Origin of the sequence: Salinicola endophyticus (genome assembly GCF_040536835.1) — a bacterium.
Taxonomy (GTDB): domain Bacteria; phylum Pseudomonadota; class Gammaproteobacteria; order Pseudomonadales; family Halomonadaceae; genus Salinicola; species Salinicola endophyticus_A.
Window position 1 is genome coordinate 67,440 of record NZ_CP159578.1, and the last position, 17,255, is coordinate 84,694.

The following is a 17,255-nucleotide window of genomic DNA, read 5'->3' on the forward strand; positions in this document are numbered from 1 at the left end:
GGACTCTAACCTTGATCAGAAGCGTCGGCGCCGTGATAGCCATCGAGTATGGCGGCGAAGAGGGCGCTGGCGTTCGCGGGGGAAAAGCGCGCCAGGGAACGTTCCAGGCGTGCTAGGTTGCGCTGCTGCCAGGCTCCGGCCGGGCGCAGGCGGCAGCGGTCGAAATCTATCATCCACACCTTGTTGCGACCTGAAGCCGGGTCGGTCGATATCAGCAGGTTACGCGCGTTGAGATCGACATGGTCGAGGCCAACGTCGTGGAAGCGCCGAATGACCCGCCCCACGTCATGCAGCAGCGCTGTCGCGTTCGGGTCCAGGCAGTCGGCCAGTGCGCGTGAGTGCGCCAGGCGCTGGGTCAGCAGGGCCGCACGGTAGCTGAGCCCCCGGTGGCAGACCAGCGCGGCCACCGGGGCCGGTACCGGCAGGCCACGCTCGTAGAGCGCCAGGGTCAGGCGCAGCTCGCGAAAGGCCCGGGTGCGCTCAAGGCCCTGCCAGAGGTAGCGCTGCTCGCTGAGGCGGGCGACCATGCCGCCACGCCGATAGGGGCGCAGCACCCAGGCCTGGTCTCCCACCTGCAGGAACTGACTCGCGCCGCGGCCGGGTGCCGAGCCCACCACTAGGCCCTTGGCACGCCACGCGGCGGGGCTCAGCCAATCCGGGCCTGGAGTTGGCAGCAGCGCATGATCGGGCTGAGCGAGGCGGGCCGGATCGTATAAGATGTGGGTGCCGCGGTGATGGTAGGTCGCAAGGGCCATGGCCGGATCCTGTTGGCGCCGCCATGTTCAGCCGGCGGTTTGACTGACGGCCAGGCGCCGTCCACTGTTCGCGCGGCATTGTACCCGTGCCGGAAGGCAAGCGCCTAGGCACGCTGCGTGGCCCGGCGCAGGCACCTGCCGCGCATAGCGCGGCACTCGACGCGCGTTGTTATCCGTTTTCATCCATGAGGAAGCCTCGTGACCCGCGATTCACACAAGCCCTTGGCGGTCATTGCCATTCGCCAGGTGGATAAGAGCACCGGCGCCAGTCGCAACGCCTTCGAGCAGGCGGTCGCCCTGGGGGGCCTGGGCTACCGCGTGGTCATTCTGGCCGAGCGTGGCCGCCCTGCGCTGGCCGAGCGCTTCGGTGCCGAGCTGGTTCGCCTATGGCGCTGGCCGCTGAAAGGGCCTTTCCGGCGCTTCTGGTTCAATCGCCGGGTGCAGGCCTGGTGTCGTCGTCAGCGTCCAGCGCTGCTGGTGAGCCACGGCGACGTCGAGACGCCGGATACGGTCTACATGCACAACTGCGTGCACCTCGCCAGCCGCCTGATTCATGGGCGCGAGCTGCCAGCGGGGCACGAGGTCGCGGCGATCCATGATCACGTGCTCAGCGGCGGCCAGTTTCGCCAGGTGGCGGTCAACTCGCGCCTGATGGCGGAGGATTTTCAAACACGCTACGGCATCGACGCCGCCAAGATAGAGATCAGCTATCCGGGCTATGACCCCGAAGTGTTCAATGTCGAACGTGCGCGCGGAGATCGCCATGCCCGGCGCCAAGCGCTCGGCGCTGACGACGACACCTTCCTGATCGGCTTGATCACCTCCGGTAATTTCACCAAGCGCAACGTGGCGGGGTTCGTCGAGATGGCGACGGCGCTGACACAGCGACTGCCAGGACGCTGCCGCTTCCTGGTGGTGGGCAAGGACGATGCCGCTCCCTACCGCCAGCAGGCCGACACTGCCGGCATCGCCGACGCTTTCGAGTGGCGCTCGACGGTCAGTGATGTCGAGACCCTCTATGGCGCGCTGGATCTATTCGTGCTGCCGGCACATATCGAAGAGTTCGGCAGGGTCTCGCTCGAAGCGATGGCTTGCGGTACGCCGGTGCTGCTGTCGCGCACCACCGGCGCGGCCGAACTGCTCGAAGAGTCGCACTCCGATCTGATCTTCGATAGCCGAGATACTCAAGGCTGGGTGGCGCGCATTGAGCGGCTGATCGAGCAAGACGATCTCGACGCTCTAGGCGAGTCTCTGGCGCGGTTGGCGAGCGCGTACTCCTATCGCCGACAGACGGAAAAGCTGAAGCGTTCTTTTGCCTCACTATGAGGAGGTTTTACGAGCCACTTGCCTGACGAAATCGACCAGTGTTTCTCCGTAGCGGTCGAGATCGAACTCTTGTTCTACCTGCTCGCGGGCTGCGAGGGCCATACGTTTGCGCAATGAGGGCGCGTGAGCCCAGCTCTCAAGTACCGCTGCGGCCTCCGCCGGCTCGAGGATGCCTGCATCGGCGAGACTGTCCGTGGTAGGGTCGTAGACATCGTTGGGCCCTTCTGCGCAGCGGGGGTCGTAATGCGCCAGGCTTTGACGAGAGCGACTGGGGCTCAATACTGCGCCATTGACATCATGACGCACCAGCTCCGGTAGACCATCTACATTGCCCACCAGAGTCGGCACGCCATGGGCCAAAGCCTCCTGAACCACGTTGCCAAAAGGCTCGCGCCAGGAGGGGCAAATAAAGGCGTCCAGAGACGCGTAGAACTGCGGCATGTCATCGACCAGCCCTAGGAAGCGCACGCTCTCTTCCAGTCCCCATTTGGATGTCCAGTGCTTGAGTACCGGCTCCAGTGGTCCATTACCCGCAATCCACAGCTCTGCCTCGGGGCAGCGCTGTTTGAGTTCGGCGAAGGTCTCCAGGGCAACCATTGGCGCTTTCAGCCCCGTCATCCGTCCCGCAAAACCGAGTCGAAAGCGATCGCCGGGATGGTCCGCTATCCGTGTCGGCAGGCTGATGGCGTTCTGCAATACCTGATGGGGGATATGCTCATCGAGTTGCCATTTGAGTTGCAGCATGCGCAGGCCAGCGTAGGAGTTGCATAAAACGCCGTTCAGTCGGGTGAGATAGCCTCTCAAGCCAGGTGCGTCCTGTGCTAGCCAGGCACTGCCGCGCTCGAAATGAATCAACGGGATAGTGCCGTCGAACGCCAAAGGATGATTGGCGATTTTATTCCAGACAACCACAGCGTCTAGTTCGAGACGGCGCATCATGTTCAACTGATAGCGCTTGCGCGTGCCTGGCATGAATTTGGGAATATGCCAACGACCGCCTTTGATGCTGTGCAGCCGTGATGGCCGATAGGCGGTATACGCGGGTTCGAGTAATGGATGCACGTCGTTGGTTTGTAGTAGAACATGATGGTCGTTCCGGGGCGCATGGCGCGTATAGAAGCGCGTAAAATAGCGCTCGACACCACCTAAGTTCCTCAGGCTGACCAAGTGGCCCATTCGAATCGTGCTGGGATCAGAAAAGTCTTTTCCAGTCATAGGCCTTGTCTCTCGAAAGCTGTCATGAGGTGTCACTATAACGCTTGTTCTTCTGACCGCGGATCATCCTCTTGCAACATCCGTTAGAATGAACGCTTTAAGCTAGTGGGAAGTCGGTCGACCTCATGAAACATTCCCTCCCGTCGCAGCCCCGCCATATCGCCATTCTGCGCCTGTCGGCGTTGGGCGACGTGTGCAATCTGGTGCCCACGGTGCGTGCCCTGCAGCGCCAGTGGCCGGATGCGCGTATCACCTGGATCGTGGGCAAGACCGAGCACGCGCTGCTGGAGGGGCTCTCCGGCGTCGAGTTCGTGGTCTACGACAAGTCCACCGGCTTCGGCGGCATGCGCCGGATCTGGCGCCGACTGCGCGGCACGCGTTTCGATGTGCTGCTGCACATGCAGCAGGCACTGCGGGCCAGCGTGCTGTCGCTGGGGTTGAAGTGTGATCTGCGCGTGGGCTACGACAAGGCGCGGGCCAAGGATTGGCAGCACTGGTTCACCCAGCGCCAGCTGGCGCCGCACCCGCGCGCCCACGTGCTCGAGTCGTTCATGGATTTCGCCCGTCTGCTGGGGGTCGAGGACACCTCGCTCGACTGGTCGCTGCCGATTCCCGACGCCGCCTATACCGAGGCCGCCCGCCTCAGCGGTGAAGCGCCCTATCTGGTGATCAGCCCGTGCGCCAACCCGCGACTGCGCAATTTCCGCAACTGGTCGGCCGAGGGCTATGCCGCGGTGATCGCGCATGCCTGGGAGCGCCACGGCCTAGTCAGCGTGTTGAGCGGCGGCGGCAGCCCCCAGGAGCGCGAGATGGGCGAGCAGATTCGGCGGCTCTGCCCGCAGGTCGAGATCGTCGATGCGATCGGCTGCACCTCACTCAAGGGGCTCCTGGCGCTGCTTGACCGCGCCCGCGCGGTGATCGCGCCGGACTCCGGCCCGGTGCACATGGCCAACGCCCTGGGCACGCCGACCCTGGGGCTCTATGCCACCACCAACCCGGATCGCGCCGCGCCTTACTGCTGGCGTCGCCACGTGGTCGACCGCTATCCCGATGCCCTGGCGCACTATCTGCATCAGACACCGGAGACGGTGAACTGGGGCACCCGTGTGCGCCATGCCGATGCCATGAGCCTGATCATCCTCGACGACGTGGTCGATCAACTGGATCGGCTGCTGGCGGATACCGCGACGAATCGGGATGATGGCGGGATTCATCGGCCCGAGGCGGGGCCGGTGGCTCATGATGACAGGGAGTCCAACGCATGAAAGTCGATCTTTCCCAGCTCGAGCACGCGCGTCTGCTGGTGGTCGGCGACGTGATGCTCGACCGCTACTGGCATGGCGGCACGTCGCGCATTTCGCCCGAGGCACCGGTGCCGGTGGTCAAGGTCGAGGAGGCCGATGATCGCCCGGGCGGGGCGGCCAACGTGGCGCTCAACATCGCTGCCCTGGGCGGGCGGGCGAGTCTCGCCGGCGTGGTCGGCGATGATGATAACGCCGAGCGTCTCGAACGCGCGCTGGATGCTGCCAATGTGAGCACTTACTTTCAGCGTAGCCCCGAAGTGCCCACGATCACCAAGCTGCGAGTCATGAGTCGCAACCAGCAGCTGATCCGTCTCGATTTCGAAAGCCCGCTGTGGAACGTCGATACCGCGCCGCTCGATGCCCAGGTCGAGCAGGCTCTGGCCGGGGTCGATGTGGTGATTCTCTCCGACTACGGCAAGGGCAGCCTCAACCGGGTCGAGCAGCTGATCGCCACGGCGCGGGCAGCGGGCAAGCGTGTGTTGGTGGACCCCAAGGGCAGCGACTTCACCCGCTACCGCGGCGCCAGCGTGATCACCCCCAATCTGGGCGAGTTCGAGGCGATCGTTGGCCCCTGCGCCAGTGACGCCGAACTGGCCGAGAAGGGCGAGCGCCTGCGCGCCGAGCTGGCCCTGGAAGCGCTGCTGGTGACCCGCAGCGAGCGCGGCATGACGCTGATCCGCGAAGGCTACGCGCCGCTGCATCTGCCGACCCATGCGCGCGAGGTCTATGATGTCACCGGCGCCGGTGACACCGTGATCGGTGTGCTGGGGCTGGCCCTGGCCGCCGGGCACGGTTTCGGCGAGGCGGTGATGCTGGCCAATCTGGCCGCCGGGCTGGTGGTGGCCAAGCCGGGCACCGCGGTGCTCTCGGTGGCCGAGCTCTACACCGCGCTGCACGGCGACAAGCTGGCCGAGTTCGGCGTGATCGCCGAAGCGCCGCTGATCGCTGCGGTGCGCGCGGCCCAGGCGCGCGGCGAGAAGGTAGTGATGACCAACGGCTGCTTCGACATTCTCCATGCCGGCCACGTGGCTTATCTGGAGCAGGCGCGCAAGCTCGGTGACCGGCTGATCGTGGCGGTCAACGACGACGCCTCGGTGGCCCGGCTCAAGGGTCCCAAGCGGCCGATCAACACCCTGGCGCGGCGTGCCCAGGTGCTGGCCGGGCTGGCTGCGGTCGACTGGGTGGTGGGCTTTGCCGAGGATACGCCAGCGCGGCTGATCGAGGCGGTGCTGCCCGACCTGCTGGTCAAGGGCGGCGACTACCTTCCCGAGCAGATCGCCGGCGGCGCGGCGGTGATCGCCAACGGCGGCGAGGTGCGCGTGCTGGGATTCGAGGATGGCGTCTCGACCACCACCATGATCGATACCATTCTCGACCGCGAGCGCTGAGCGGCGATGTCTCCCCGGCTGGCGCGGCGACTCTACTCGCTGCTGCTCTATCTGCTATCACCGCTTATCTGGTGGCGGGTGTGGCGTGAGTGGTTGCCCACTCACCCGCGCCGCGAGCGGCTTGGCTATGTGCCCGCGGTGGGCGCGCGCCGCTGTATCTGGCTGCACGCGGCCTCGGTCGGCGAGGTGGTCACTGCGACCCCGCTGATTCGTGCCCTGCTCGACGACTACCCCGATCACGCCCTGATCGTCACCACCATGACCGCCACCGGCGCCCGGCAGCTGCAGCAGACCTTCGGCGACCGCGTGCGCCACCACTTCCTGCCGCTCGATTTTCCCGGCGCGACCCGGCGCTTCGTCGCGCGCATCAATCCGCGCCTGACGATCATCGCCGAGACCGAGCTGTGGCCCAACCTGCTGGCGGCCTGCTACCGCCGCGACATACCGGTGGTGGTGGCCAACGCGCGCCTCAGCCCCGGTGCCTTTCGCCTCTATCGGCGCCTCGGCGCGCTGTGTCGCGGCATGCTCGCGCCGCTCGATTGGGTCGGAGCGAAGTCGCCCAGCGATGCCGAGCGCTTCCGGACCCTCGGGGCGCGTCCCGAGGCGGTGGCGATGACCGGCGCGCTCAAGTTCGATCTCAATGTCGACGAAAGCGTGCTGGCGGCCAGCCGGCGTCTACGCCAGCGCTGGGGGCCGCGACCGGTCTGGATCGCCGGCTCCACCCACCCCGGGGAGGATGAACAGGTGCTCGCCGCCCACGCCCAGGTGCGGCGCCAGCTTCCCGAAGCGCTGCTGATCCTGGTGCCGCGTCACCCCCAGCGCTTCGAGAGCGTGGCTGAGCTGTGCGAGGCCGCCGGCGAGCGTCTGGTGCGGCTCAGCGCCGGCGCCCGGGTGGACGCCGAAACCACGCTGCTGCTGGGCGACACCATGGGCGATCTGATCAAGCTCTACGGCTGCGCCGATGTCGCCTTCGTCGGCGGCTCGCTGGTGACCATCGGCGGCCACAACCTGCTCGAGCCGGCCGCCCTCGGCGTGGCCGTGGTGAGCGGGCCCCATCTCGATAATCTGCGCGAGATCGCCGATACCCTGGCCGAGCACGAGGCGCGCTGCGAGGTCGCCGATGGCGAGGCCCTGGGGCAGACGGTGGCGGCACTGCTCGACGATGCCCCGCGGCGCGAGCGGCTGGGTGATGCCGGTCGCCAGGTGGTCGCGGCCAACCGCGGCGCGCTAGCCGCCACGCGCCAGCATCTCGCCACGTATCTTGTGGATACCGCCACCGGCGGCAGTTGACGCCAGGCACGCTGGCAACGGGCTGTGATGCCTGTCAAACGCTTGTCATGCCCGACCCCGACAATCGTCCCCGACCAGGAATCACTGCCGGTGACCGCCGATGGATATCCGCTTCAAGAGCCGCAAGCTGCGCTTCTACACCGCGGGTGCCGTGCGCCTGCTGATCCCCGATGCGTACTACCGTCGGCGCTTGGTGCAGTGGTTGGAACAACTCTCCGAGGCCGAGTGGCAGCGGCTCGCCGCGCGCGTCGACTACTACAACCGCGTGGGGGAGGCGTTCGATCCCGGCGAAGGCGCGGTCGCCGTCGGCGACTTCCGCTACGAACGGCGCGGCGCCTACTATCTCGATGCCAAGCAGATCGTGCGCCACTTCGCCCCGCACCACCGCTTCACCTACCGTTTCGGCGATGTCACCTGGGTGCCGGAGCGGCCCACACTGGTCAAGAGCCGCCCGATCTGTCACACCACACCGCCGGGCAACGCCAACGGCGTGCTGCTCAAGCTCAACAGCGTGCGCCATTTCCAGTTCGTCGATGATCGTCTGGCGTTTCGTGACAAGCGCTCGGGCGTGGTGTGGCGGGGAAAGTGTTTCCACGCGCATCGCGCCGCGGTGCTGCGCGAGTTCTGCGATCATCCGCGCATGGATATCGGCCAGAGCCACGCCAAGCGCCGCCATCAGCGCGACTATCGACCCTACCTGTCGATCCGTGAACAGCTGCGCTATCGCTACGTGCTGAGCCTCGAAGGCAAGGATGTGGCCACCAACCTCAAGTGGATTCTCGCCTCGAACTCGCTCTGCTTCATGCCGCCGCCGCGCTTCGAGACCTGGTTCATGGAGGGCACGCTCGAGCCCTACGTGCACTACGTACCGCTGGCGGAAGATTGCCGCGACATGGCAGCCAAGATGGACTACTACGATGCCCACCCCGCCGAGGCCGAAGCGATCGTGCGCCGCGCCAATGCCCATGTCGCCCAGTTTCGCGATCCACGCCAGGAGCTGCTGCTGGGGCTTATGGTGATGCACAAGTACCTGGCGCTCTCGGGTCAGCTCGATGCCGCGGCTTCGAGGGTGGCCAGCCCGGCATGGAACAGTTGGGCGTGCCGACCGGCGAGCGCGTTCAGGTCGCGATCGTAACCGCCGCCGATCACCCCCGCCACGGGGATGCCGGCGCGACGACAGCGCCCGAGCACCAGTCGATCCCGCGCCAGCAGGCCGGCATCACTCAGACACAGATGCCCCAGGCGGTCGCCGGCGTGCACATCGACCCCGGCGTCGTAGAGCACGCACTGCGGCGCGAACCGGGTCAACGTCTGCTCCAGTGCCGCGCCCAATGCGGCGAGATAGGCCTCGTCACCGGTGCCACGCGGCAGCGCCAGGTCGTGGTCGCTGCACTGCTTGGCGAAGGGGAAGTTGTCGGCCGCGTGGAGCGAAAGCGTGAATACCCGTGACTCTTGGCGAAAGATCCAGGCCGTGCCGTCGCCCTGATGCACGTCGCAGTCGACGATCAGCACCCGCTCGAGACCGTGCACCGTCAGCAGATGGCGCGCGGCGACCGCCAGGTCGTTGAGCAAGCAGTAGCCGCTGGCGCGATCCGGATAGGCGTGGTGGGTGCCGCCGGCGGTATTCAGGGCCAGCCCCTCGCGCAGGGCGGCGTCCACCGTGGCCAGGGTGCCACCGACCTCGAGCAGGGTGCGCGTCACCAGCGCCGGCGACCAGGGAAAGCCGCTGGGCGTGCGGCGTGACGGACTCGTCTCGCCCAGGGCGAAGCGCTGCAGATACTCTGGGGTATGCACCCGCAGCAGCGCATCGCTGGTCGCCGGTCCAGGGGTGATCCAGCATACCGCCGGATGGCGGTCGAAACCCTGTGTCGTCAGGTGCTCGCGCAGTACGCGGAACTTGGCCATGGGGAAGGGGTGGCGCTCGGGCCAGGCGCAGCTGTAGCCCGGGTGGTGGATGAGCGGTAGCGGGGCGAGGGGCCGGGTCACGGGTTGCGGCGTCCTGTCACTGGTGGGGCCATGTGGATCGATTACGATAGGGGCTCTTCGATTGCCGTGCGAGCGTTGCCATGCGAGTCACCGTCTACAGTGCCCAGCCCTACGACCGTCGCTTTCTCGACGAGGTCGGCGCCACCCGCTTCGCTGATGCCGAGATCGAGTGGCACTACCAGCCCGTCGCCCTGACCCGGCAGACGGTGGCGCTGGCGGCGGGCAGTGACGCGGTCTGCGTGTTCGTCAACGACTCCCTCGAAGCGGCCGTGCTCGAGGCCCTGGCCGCCCAGGGCGTGGGCGCCGTGGTGCTGCGCTGTGCCGGCTTCAACAACGTCGACCTGGTGGCCGCCCGGCGGCTCGGCCTGTTCGTGGCGCGGGTGCCGGCCTACTCGCCGGAGGCGGTGGCCGAGCATGCGCTGGCCATGATCATGACGCTCAACCGCAAGACTCATCGCGCCTACAACCGGGTGCGCGAGGGCAATTTCGCCCTCGATGGGCTGCTCGGGGTGACCCTGCACGGCAAGACCGCCGGGGTGGTCGGCAGTGGCCGCATCGGTCTGGCCATGGCGCGGATACTGCACGGGTTGGGCTGCGAGGTGCTGGGTTACGACCCCTCTCCCGCGGCTGCCTTCGAGGCCTACGGCGAGAACGTGCCGCTGGCGGCGCTGCTGTCACGTGCGGACATCGTCTCGCTGCACTGCCCGCTGAACGAGGCGACCCATCATCTGATCGACGCCGCCGCGCTGGCGGGCATGAAGCCCGGCGCCATGCTGGTCAACACGTCGCGCGGTGCGCTGATCGACACCCCGGCGGTGATCGATGCGCTGAAGTCGCGCCAGCTCGGCGCGCTGGCGATCGACGTCTACGAGCAGGAGAGCGAGCTGTTCTTCCACGACCACTCGGCGGAGATCATCGAAGACGACGTCTTCGCTCGCCTGGCCAGCTTCCCCAATGTGCTGATCACCGGCCATCAGGGCTTCTTCACCGCCGAGGCGCTGGACGAGATCGCGCAGGTCACCTGCGCCAACCTGGTCGCCTACGCCCGCGACCTGGCTTGCCCCAACCAGCTTTGAGCCGCGTTCAGCGGGTGATGCGCTCGACTCCCGCAGCACCGCCAAGCAGCAGCACGTCGGCCGGGCGCTTGGCGAACAGGCCGTTGGTGACCACGCCGACGATGGCATCGAGGGCCGCTTCCATGGCTTCCGGCTCGTCGAACAGCTTGTCGTAGCCATCCAGGATGCGGTTGCCGTTGTCGGTCAGCACGCCATCGCGGTAGACCGGTGTAATGCCGAGCTTGACCATCTCACGGGCGACGTAGGAGCGCGCCATCGGGATCACCTCGACCGGCAGCGGGAAGCCGCCGAGCACTTCGACCCGCTTGCTGGCATCTGCGATGCAGACGAAGCGCTCGGCGCAGGCGGCGACGATCTTCTCGCGGGTGAGCGCGGCCCCACCGCCCTTGATCATGCGCAGGCGGCCATCGACCTCGTCGGCGCCGTCCACATAGACCGGCACCGTGCCCACGTGGTTGAGCTCGAGCACGTCGATCCCGTTGGCCTTCAGACGGGCCGCGCTGGCCTCCGAACTGGCCACGGCACCACGAAAGTCATGGCGCCGCGCGGCGAGCAGATCGATGAAATGATTGGCGGTGGAGCCGGTACCGATGCCGATCACCGCATCCGGCGTCAGCAGGCTATCGATGTCGTCGAGCGCCGCGGCGGCCACCGCGCGTTTGAGGTCGTCCTGGGTCATGTCGGCTCTGGCAGGCTGGCAAAAGAGAGCCGCCAGTATAGAGCAAGCCGCCCGCGCTGCCGATGCCGCTGGACGCTCGGGGCTGGCGTCTGTTAACAATGTCGATCCGCCACGCTCATCGCCGCCGCCGGGCTCTCCGCGGCGCGCTCAGGCAGCCACCCGTGGTGCGATACGCCAGGACACCGCAATGCTACTCGAAGACATCGTCAAGAAGATCCTCCAGGCCCGCGTCTACGAAGCGGCCCGGGAGACCCCCATTTCGCCCATGCCCTCGCTCTCGCGCCGCTTCGGCAACCGCATTCTGATCAAGCGCGAAGACCTGCAGCCGGTGTTCTCGTTCAAGATTCGCGGTGCCTACAACAAGATGGCGCAGCTCGACGAGACGCAGAAGGAGAAGGGCGTGATTGCCGCCTCGGCCGGCAACCACGCCCAGGGGCTGGCGATGGCGGCGCGTCAGATGGGGGTCAAGGCGGTGATCGTGATGCCCCGGGTCACCCCCGAGATCAAGGTGGCTGCGGTGCGCGGCTGGGGCGCCAAGGTGGTACTCAAGGGGGATGCCTTCGGCGAAGCGCTGGCGCATGCCAAGACGCTGATCGCCGAGCACGGCTACACCTATATTCCGCCCTATGACGACAACGACGTCATCGCCGGTCAGGGCACCGTGGCGATGGAGATCCTGCGCCAGCACACCGGGCCGCTGGATGCGGTGTTCGTCCCGGTGGGCGGCGGCGGGCTGCTGGCCGGGATCGCTGCCTACATCAAGTACCTGCGCCCGGAGGTCAAGGTCTACGGCGTCGAGGCGGAGGATTCGGCCTGCCTCAAGGCGGCGCTGGAGGCCGGCGAGCGGGTGGTGCTGGACCAGGTCGGGGTGTTCGCCGAGGGGGTCGCGGTGGCCCAGATCGGCGAGGCGCCGTTCGAGATCCTGCGTCACACCGTGGATGGCGTCATCACCGTCAACACCGACGAGATGTGTGCCGCGGTCAAGGACACCTTCGATGACACCCGGGCGGTCGCCGAGACCTCCGGCGCGCTGTCGCTGGCCGGGCTCAAGAAGTACGTACAGCAGACCCAGGCGCGCGACCAGTCGCTGCTGTGCATCAACTCCGGCGCCAATATCAACTTCGACCGGCTCCAGCACATCGCCGAGCGCACCGAACTCGGCGAGCAGCGTGAAGCGATCCTGGCGGTCGAGATCCCCGAGCGGCCGGGCAGTTTCAAGCAGTTCTGCCGCGCCATCGGGCGGCGCATGGTGACCGAATTCAACTACCGCTACGCTGACGCCGACCGCGCGCATATCTTCGTCGGTGTGCAGGTCAAGCCGGGTGGCGAGGACCGCGCCGAGGTGATCCAAAAGCTGCGCGACGCGGACTACCCCGTAGAGGATCTCACCGATAACGAACTGGCCAAGCTGCATATTCGCCATCTCGGCGGCGGTCGGCCCAAGGTCGAGTTCTCGGAAGAGGTCTATCGCTTCGAATTTCCCGAGCGCCCCGGCGCGCTGATGAACTTCCTGACGCATCTGCCCGCCGACTGGAACATCTCGCTGTTCCACTACCGTAACCACGGCGCTGCCTACGGGCGGGTGCTGGTCGGGCTGCAGATGCCCAATGGCGACCGGGCCCATGCCGAGGAGCACTTCGATCGGATCGGCTACCGCTACTGGAAAGAGACCGACAATACCGCCTACCGGCTGTTCATGGCCTGAGCAGGCTTTTCCCCCATTCCTGACGCCGCTGGCCTCTACATGAGGCCGGCGGCGTTTTGGCGATGATGAAATAGCTCCTTTTTCGGGGTCAATTCGAGCTAAACCTTTTTCGGTAACGTCCGATAATCTTCAGTAACGAAAAAAGGGGGGAGTCCGCCTGGCAAGCGTCTTGTCAAGCTTTTAGCCTAACCCTATAGTCGTGCGCGTCGCCGCGGGGGCGGAGACCGAACCGAATCTCTGGGAGTCGAAATGAAACGCAAGCCCGACCTGGTCATGGCACTGGTACTGATTTTCGGCGTGGGTGTCGTTGCGACGGGATATGCACAGACGCTACTCGGCGCTTGAGGCTGTAGCAATACGGCAAGATGGCAATACGGCGGGTAACGGCCGCGGGCAGCCTTTGCGGATAGTAAACTCGCAGGTAGTAGTCAGTAGTCTGTAACTATTAGATAGTGGGTAGTAGATAGGTCAGATTAGTAGCTAGAGCAGTAGTAGATAGACCAGACACGCTCGATCAGTGACCGCCCGAGGCGGGGCACTGATCGCAAGACGGCCGGTAGCGTTTCCAGCGCTACCGGCCGTCGTCGTTCGTGCCTTTGGTGCGCTGCGGGCGGAGAACCTCGCGGTCGCTGACGATCGCATCCAGCGGCACGTCCCAGACGGCCACCGGCAGCGCCGTCACCCGTTGGCAGGCGTGGGCCAGGCCGATCAAGCGTGGTGCCGGGCGACGCAGGCGGGTGAAGGCGAAGGTGCGGTCATAGAAGCCGCCACCCATACCGATGCGTTCACCGGCCCCATCGAATCCCACCAGCGGCAGTAGTACCGTATCCAGCGCCCAGGCCGGCAGCCGGCGCTGGCGTCTGGCGCCGAAGCGGGTGTGCGGCTCGGCGATGCCGAAGCGGTTGCGGCGCATGCGCGTATCGCTATCGTAGCGCACGAACCACAGTCGGTTCTCGACCAGGGGGCGCAGCACTGGCAGATAGACCTCGGCACCTCGCCGGCGCAGCCAGGCGATCAGCGGCGTGGGGTCTATTTCACCATCGTTGGGCAGGTAGAGCGCCACGCGGCGGGCACGTTGGAGCTCCGGCAGCCGGCGTAGACGCCGACACAGCGCCTGCGAGGCGACGCGCTGTTGGTGAGGGCTCAGCGCACGGCGAGCACGGCGCAGGTCGCGCCGCAGGCGACGCCGATCGCCCGAGAGGGCAAGCGCGTTGGGTCCGTCAGCGGTGGACCCGTCATCGAGAGCGCTGGTGATCGACGTCGAAGACAAGCAGAGTTCCCCAGAGTGCCGCTGTCGTTCTGGCCCTTGAACCCATTGGTTCAAGGTGGGTGGCCGCAGGCAGGCCGTTAGGCTTTCCGTCGCGCGGACATGCACACGGGCCTGCCTAGCTATTGGCCCCCTGGGTACTGCGCATAGGCTCGAGGGACTTGTAACGACTGGCGCACACCCCAGGGAACGACACTATCGTAGCAGAGGGGGCGGCGTTGCCCAATCGCAATCGACTCAGGCGGGTCGACGACCGGGCTGCTGGCTCAGCGGGAGGCCTGCGTGTCGTTGCCGATACCGCTCAGGGCGCGCTCCAGACGCTCACCCAGCTCGCTCAAGCTCTGCTCGCCGGCGCGGTTGGCATCGAGGGCACTGAGCAGCTCGTGGGTGATGTTGAGCGCCGCCATGATGGCGATCTTCTCCGCGCCCAGTACCTTGCCGCGGGAGTGGATACCGTGCATGGCGCGGTCGAGATAGCGCGCGGCGCGCTTCAACTGCTCCTGCTCTTCCGGCGGGCAGGCGATCACGTAGGGTTTGCCCAAGAGGGTCACTTCGGTGGTCGGGCGAGACGTGTCGCTCATGGTTCGCTCCGGGGTGGGCCTTGAAGACCGATCGGGTAAAATGGGGGGATTCGCGCCGCCAGCGGCTATGCTGATGGCCGCCGGCGCCGCTGGCGCCGCGATTGACCAGCCACTATAGAGAGCCGCCCACACCCGGTCAACGCGCTGCCGGCGCGGGCCACAGGGCGGCGTGCCACTACGGATGCCGACATGTCGATCATCAACGAGCAACTCGATTTCTCCACCGTCGCCAATGTATTCCTGGCCCACGGCAGTCTGCAGTCACCGGCCTTCTTCGACGGGCGACTGTGCGCCGAGCTGGCGCTCGAGGACCTCAGCGCCGAGCGCTGGCTGGAGGAGGTGAGCCTGGCGCTCAACGTCGAAAAGCCGGAGAGCCGCGAAGATGCCGACGTGCTGCTGGGCTGGCGGCGCCAGACCCTGGACGCGCTGGCGGCATCGGAGCTCAACTTCGAGCCGCTGCTGCCCGACGAGCTGTTCTCGCTGGGCGAGCGCGCCCAGGGGCTCAAGGAGTGGGTGCAGGGCTTCACCGAAGTGGTCAACGAAGTCGATGGCGAGACCTACGAACGCTGGTCGAGCCCGCTGCGCGAAGCGCTCGAGGATCTTGGCCAGCTGGCGGCGATCGAGGTCGAGATCGACGACGACCCGGAGAACGAGAACGACCTGTTCGCGCTCACCGAGCACGCGCGCATGGCGGCGATGCTGCTGTATACCGAGCAGCACCCCGGCCAGCCCCAGGTCGAGCAGAGCGAGCAGGACCTTTCGGCTGACGCGGACGCCACCGGCAACGACGACACGCCGATGCTGCATTGAGCTGCCAGCGCGATTCCCATGACGATCATCACTACGAGCACCGCCAAGAGCACGACACCTGGCGCGATGGACACCCCGCCTATGGAGAGAGCATGCCGACAGCCGCGAGTTCGACACAAGACGCCGTGACGACAGAGGATCTGCGCCCCGGGCCCGCCCCGATCGCCCAGGAAGAGTACGCCGCCCGGCGTGAGCGCCTGATGGCCGAATTGCCACAGGACGCAGCGGTGCTGCTGCCCGGTGCCGTGCTCAAGACCCGCAACCACGACAGCGACTACGCCTTCCGTCAGCACAGCGACTTCCACTATCTGTGCGGCTTCCCCGAGCCGGACGCGCTGCTGGTGCTGCTGCCCGGCCGCGAGGCCGGTGAGGCGCTGCTGTTCTGCCAGGAGAAGGACCCCGAGAAGGAGGCCTGGACCGGCATTCGCATCGGCCCCGAAGGGGCGGTACGTGACTACGGTATGGATCAGGCCTTCGACAACGCCAGTCGCGACGACCTGGCCGACCTGCTGGAAGGGCGGCGCACGCTCTACCTGCCGCTGGCGGATAGCCACGCCATGACCCTGGCCGACGGCATCCGTGCCCGGCTGCAGGCGCGCGCACGACGCGGCGCGGCGGCCCCGAGTGGCTTCGTCGATGTCAGCGCGCTGATCCACGAACTGCGCCTGACCAAGAGCGAGAGCGAGCTGGCGCTGATGCGCCATGCCGCCGAGATCAGTGCCCAGGCGCACTGCCGCGCCATGCGCGAAAGCCGCCCGGGGTGCTTCGAGTATCAGCTGCAGGCAGCGATCGAGCACGAGTTCGCCTGGCACGGCGCCCGCGCACCCGCCTATGGCACCATCGTCGGCGGTGGCATCAACGCCTGTGTGCTGCACTATGTCGAGAATGCCGCCCGGCTCGCCGACGGCGATCTGGTACTGATCGATGCCGGTGCCGAGTTCGATCTCTACGCCGGCGACATCACCCGCACCTTTCCGGTCAACGGCCGTTTCAGCGAGGCCCAGCGTGCCCTCTACGACGTCGTCCTGGCGGCGGAAGAGCGCGCCGTGGCCGCGGTCGCTCCGGGCACCACGCTGGAAGCGATCCACGATGGCGTGGTGCGCGATCTCACCGCCGGGCTGCTGGCACTGGGCCTGCTCGAAGGTGAACTCGACGCGTGCATCGAGTCCAAGGCCTACCGTCGCTTCTATCTCCACTCCACCTCGCACTGGCTGGGGCTCGATGTGCACGATGTCGGCAGCTACCGGGTCGACGGCGAGCCGCGCCCACTCGAACCGGGCATGGTGCTGACCATCGAGCCGGGCCTCTACATCCCCGACGCCGAGGATATCCCCGCGGCCTATCGTGGTATCGGCATTCGTATCGAGGACGATGTGGTGGTGACCGCTGGTGGTGGAGAAGTGCTGACCGCCGGCGTGCCCAAGGCGGCTGACGAGATCGAAGCGCTGATGGCCGGCGCGGCATCGCAGTGATATCTGGTCGGCAGCATCGATGGCGCTGCGCTATAAAGCCATCGCACTGAACGACCTGCTGCTGAATCCCATCAGCGACACCCAATGATGACCGCCACTGCTGGCGGTCATCTGGTTTTCGCGATGGCGCCATGGCGTTCGATGTTGTCAGACACATGTCTGTCGGACACCCCTCTGCCACACCCTCCCCCGAATGCGTCCCGAGGCGGCCCCGCTTCTGATTAAAAGTTAGGATATGTTTTTTTAGATTTGTCTAAATCTACAATGGTCTTGCGGCTATTGCTTTTTCAGTCGTGCTGCCATTGACTCGTGCACGACAATGAATAAAGCGCTGATGCGGAGTCGGCATGCAAAAACCTATTAGGAATAATAAATAAAGAAATTATTAAATGAGCATCTGG

At 66.2% G+C, this 17,255-nt stretch carries 15 protein-coding genes and 1 other RNA gene; 9 read left to right on the plus strand and 7 right to left on the minus strand.

The genetic code is table 11. The annotated features are described in order from the left end of the window. Positions 1-5 precede the first annotated feature (5 nt). Positions 6-755: a 3-deoxy-D-manno-octulosonic acid kinase gene (locus ABV408_RS00295; RefSeq protein ID WP_353980561.1), complete on the minus strand. Its 750-nt coding sequence runs from the start codon at positions 753-755 to the stop codon at positions 6-8. A gap of 198 nt (positions 756-953) precedes the next feature. Between ABV408_RS00295 and ABV408_RS00300 the strand changes: the two genes are divergently transcribed. Beyond that, a complete protein-coding gene (locus tag ABV408_RS00300; RefSeq protein WP_353980563.1) occupies positions 954-2,081 on the plus strand; it encodes a glycosyltransferase family 4 protein in 1,128 nt (375 codons plus the stop codon). Here ABV408_RS00300 and ABV408_RS00305 read toward each other — a convergent pair. Then, a complete protein-coding gene (locus ABV408_RS00305; protein ID WP_353980564.1) occupies positions 2,076-3,296 on the minus strand; it encodes a glycosyltransferase family 4 protein in 1,221 nt (406 codons plus the stop codon). The genes ABV408_RS00300 and ABV408_RS00305 overlap by 6 nt on opposite strands. A 125-nt stretch (positions 3,297-3,421) precedes the next feature. Between ABV408_RS00305 and ABV408_RS00310 the strand changes: the two genes are divergently transcribed. The 4 genes from ABV408_RS00310 to ABV408_RS00325 all read left to right on the plus strand — a co-directional run bounded on the left by ABV408_RS00310 (position 3,422) and on the right by ABV408_RS00325 (position 8,413). After that, positions 3,422-4,561 carry a glycosyltransferase family 9 protein gene (locus ABV408_RS00310; RefSeq protein ID WP_353980565.1) on the plus strand — a complete coding sequence of 380 codons (1,140 nt, stop codon included), beginning with the start codon at positions 3,422-3,424 and terminating at the stop codon, positions 4,559-4,561. Further along, on the plus strand, positions 4,558-5,988 hold the full coding sequence (gene hldE / locus ABV408_RS00315; protein ID WP_353980566.1) for a bifunctional D-glycero-beta-D-manno-heptose-7-phosphate kinase/D-glycero-beta-D-manno-heptose 1-phosphate adenylyltransferase HldE: 1,431 nt from the start codon (positions 4,558-4,560) through the stop codon (positions 5,986-5,988). The genes ABV408_RS00310 and hldE overlap by 4 nt, the downstream gene beginning before the upstream one ends. A gap of 6 nt (positions 5,989-5,994) precedes the next feature. Further along, positions 5,995-7,278: a lipid IV(A) 3-deoxy-D-manno-octulosonic acid transferase gene (gene waaA / locus ABV408_RS00320; protein ID WP_353980567.1), complete on the plus strand. Its 1,284-nt coding sequence runs from the start codon at positions 5,995-5,997 to the stop codon at positions 7,276-7,278. Between the two features lie 100 nt (positions 7,279-7,378). After that, entirely contained in the window at positions 7,379-8,413 is a 1,035-nt protein-coding gene (locus tag ABV408_RS00325) for a glycosyl transferase family 90 (RefSeq protein ID WP_353980568.1), read from the plus strand. On the opposite strand, the gene ABV408_RS00330 is transcribed toward ABV408_RS00325, so the two are convergent. Further along, positions 8,323-9,264, minus strand: coding sequence for a histone deacetylase (locus tag ABV408_RS00330; protein ID WP_353980569.1), 942 nt, complete (start codon positions 9,262-9,264; stop codon positions 8,323-8,325). The two genes, ABV408_RS00325 and ABV408_RS00330, sit on opposite strands and share 91 nt — an antisense overlap. 80 nt (positions 9,265-9,344) lie before the next feature. Between ABV408_RS00330 and ABV408_RS00335 the strand changes: the two genes are divergently transcribed. Next, the gene (locus ABV408_RS00335; RefSeq protein WP_353980570.1) at positions 9,345-10,340 is read left to right on the plus strand and encodes a 2-hydroxyacid dehydrogenase; all 996 of its coding nucleotides are present in this window, start codon (positions 9,345-9,347) and stop codon (positions 10,338-10,340) included. Between the two features lie 7 nt (positions 10,341-10,347). Here ABV408_RS00335 and rpiA read toward each other — a convergent pair whose 3' ends face one another. After that, positions 10,348-11,019, minus strand: coding sequence for a ribose-5-phosphate isomerase RpiA (gene rpiA / locus ABV408_RS00340; protein WP_353980571.1), 672 nt, complete (start codon positions 11,017-11,019; stop codon positions 10,348-10,350). Between the two features lie 187 nt (positions 11,020-11,206). Between rpiA and ilvA the strand changes: the two genes are divergently transcribed. Then, a complete protein-coding gene (ilvA, locus tag ABV408_RS00345; RefSeq protein ID WP_353980573.1) occupies positions 11,207-12,724 on the plus strand; it encodes a threonine ammonia-lyase, biosynthetic in 1,518 nt (505 codons plus the stop codon). 571 nt (positions 12,725-13,295) lie between these two features. Here ilvA and ABV408_RS00350 read toward each other — a convergent pair. From ABV408_RS00350 to ABV408_RS00360, 3 genes are all read right to left on the minus strand, one after another. Next, on the minus strand, positions 13,296-13,904 hold the full coding sequence (locus tag ABV408_RS00350; protein WP_353982258.1) for a 5-formyltetrahydrofolate cyclo-ligase: 609 nt from the start codon (positions 13,902-13,904) through the stop codon (positions 13,296-13,298). A gap of 93 nt (positions 13,905-13,997) precedes the next feature. Further along, positions 13,998-14,183: non-coding RNA, 6S RNA (ssrS, locus tag ABV408_RS00355), on the minus strand. Between the two features lie 74 nt (positions 14,184-14,257). Continuing rightward, the gene (locus tag ABV408_RS00360) at positions 14,258-14,572 is read right to left on the minus strand and encodes a cell division protein ZapA (RefSeq protein WP_353980574.1); all 315 of its coding nucleotides are present in this window, start codon (positions 14,570-14,572) and stop codon (positions 14,258-14,260) included. 189 nt (positions 14,573-14,761) lie between these two features. Here ABV408_RS00360 and ABV408_RS00365 point away from each other — a divergent pair, with 189 nt between their 5' ends. Next, positions 14,762-15,382: a UPF0149 family protein gene (locus tag ABV408_RS00365; RefSeq protein WP_353980575.1), complete on the plus strand. Its 621-nt coding sequence runs from the start codon at positions 14,762-14,764 to the stop codon at positions 15,380-15,382. A 92-nt stretch (positions 15,383-15,474) separates the two neighbouring features. After that, positions 15,475-16,854, plus strand: coding sequence for a Xaa-Pro aminopeptidase (pepP, locus tag ABV408_RS00370; protein WP_353980576.1), 1,380 nt, complete (start codon positions 15,475-15,477; stop codon positions 16,852-16,854). The last annotated feature ends 401 nt before the right edge of the window (positions 16,855-17,255 follow it).

Excerpts from the sequence above, each read along its gene's own strand:
- ABV408_RS00295 (WP_353980561.1), bottom strand. The coding sequence starts at position 755 with ATGGCCCTTGCGACCTACCATCACCGCGGCACCCACATCTTATACGAT.
- ABV408_RS00305 (WP_353980564.1), bottom strand. The coding sequence starts at position 3,296 with ATGACTGGAAAAGACTTTTCTGATCCCAGCACGATTCGAATGGGCCAC.
- ABV408_RS00310 (WP_353980565.1), top strand. The coding sequence starts at position 3,422 with ATGAAACATTCCCTCCCGTCGCAGCCCCGCCATATCGCCATTCTGCGC.
- hldE (WP_353980566.1), top strand. The coding sequence starts at position 4,558 with ATGAAAGTCGATCTTTCCCAGCTCGAGCACGCGCGTCTGCTGGTGGTC.
- waaA (WP_353980567.1), top strand. The coding sequence starts at position 5,995 with ATGTCTCCCCGGCTGGCGCGGCGACTCTACTCGCTGCTGCTCTATCTG.
- ABV408_RS00325 (WP_353980568.1), top strand. The coding sequence starts at position 7,379 with ATGGATATCCGCTTCAAGAGCCGCAAGCTGCGCTTCTACACCGCGGGT.
- ABV408_RS00335 (WP_353980570.1), top strand. The coding sequence starts at position 9,345 with ATGCGAGTCACCGTCTACAGTGCCCAGCCCTACGACCGTCGCTTTCTC.
- rpiA (WP_353980571.1), bottom strand. The coding sequence starts at position 11,019 with ATGACCCAGGACGACCTCAAACGCGCGGTGGCCGCCGCGGCGCTCGAC.
- ilvA (WP_353980573.1), top strand. The coding sequence starts at position 11,207 with ATGCTACTCGAAGACATCGTCAAGAAGATCCTCCAGGCCCGCGTCTAC.
- ABV408_RS00360 (WP_353980574.1), bottom strand. The coding sequence starts at position 14,572 with ATGAGCGACACGTCTCGCCCGACCACCGAAGTGACCCTCTTGGGCAAA.
- ABV408_RS00365 (WP_353980575.1), top strand. The coding sequence starts at position 14,762 with ATGTCGATCATCAACGAGCAACTCGATTTCTCCACCGTCGCCAATGTA.
- pepP (WP_353980576.1), top strand. The coding sequence starts at position 15,475 with ATGCCGACAGCCGCGAGTTCGACACAAGACGCCGTGACGACAGAGGAT.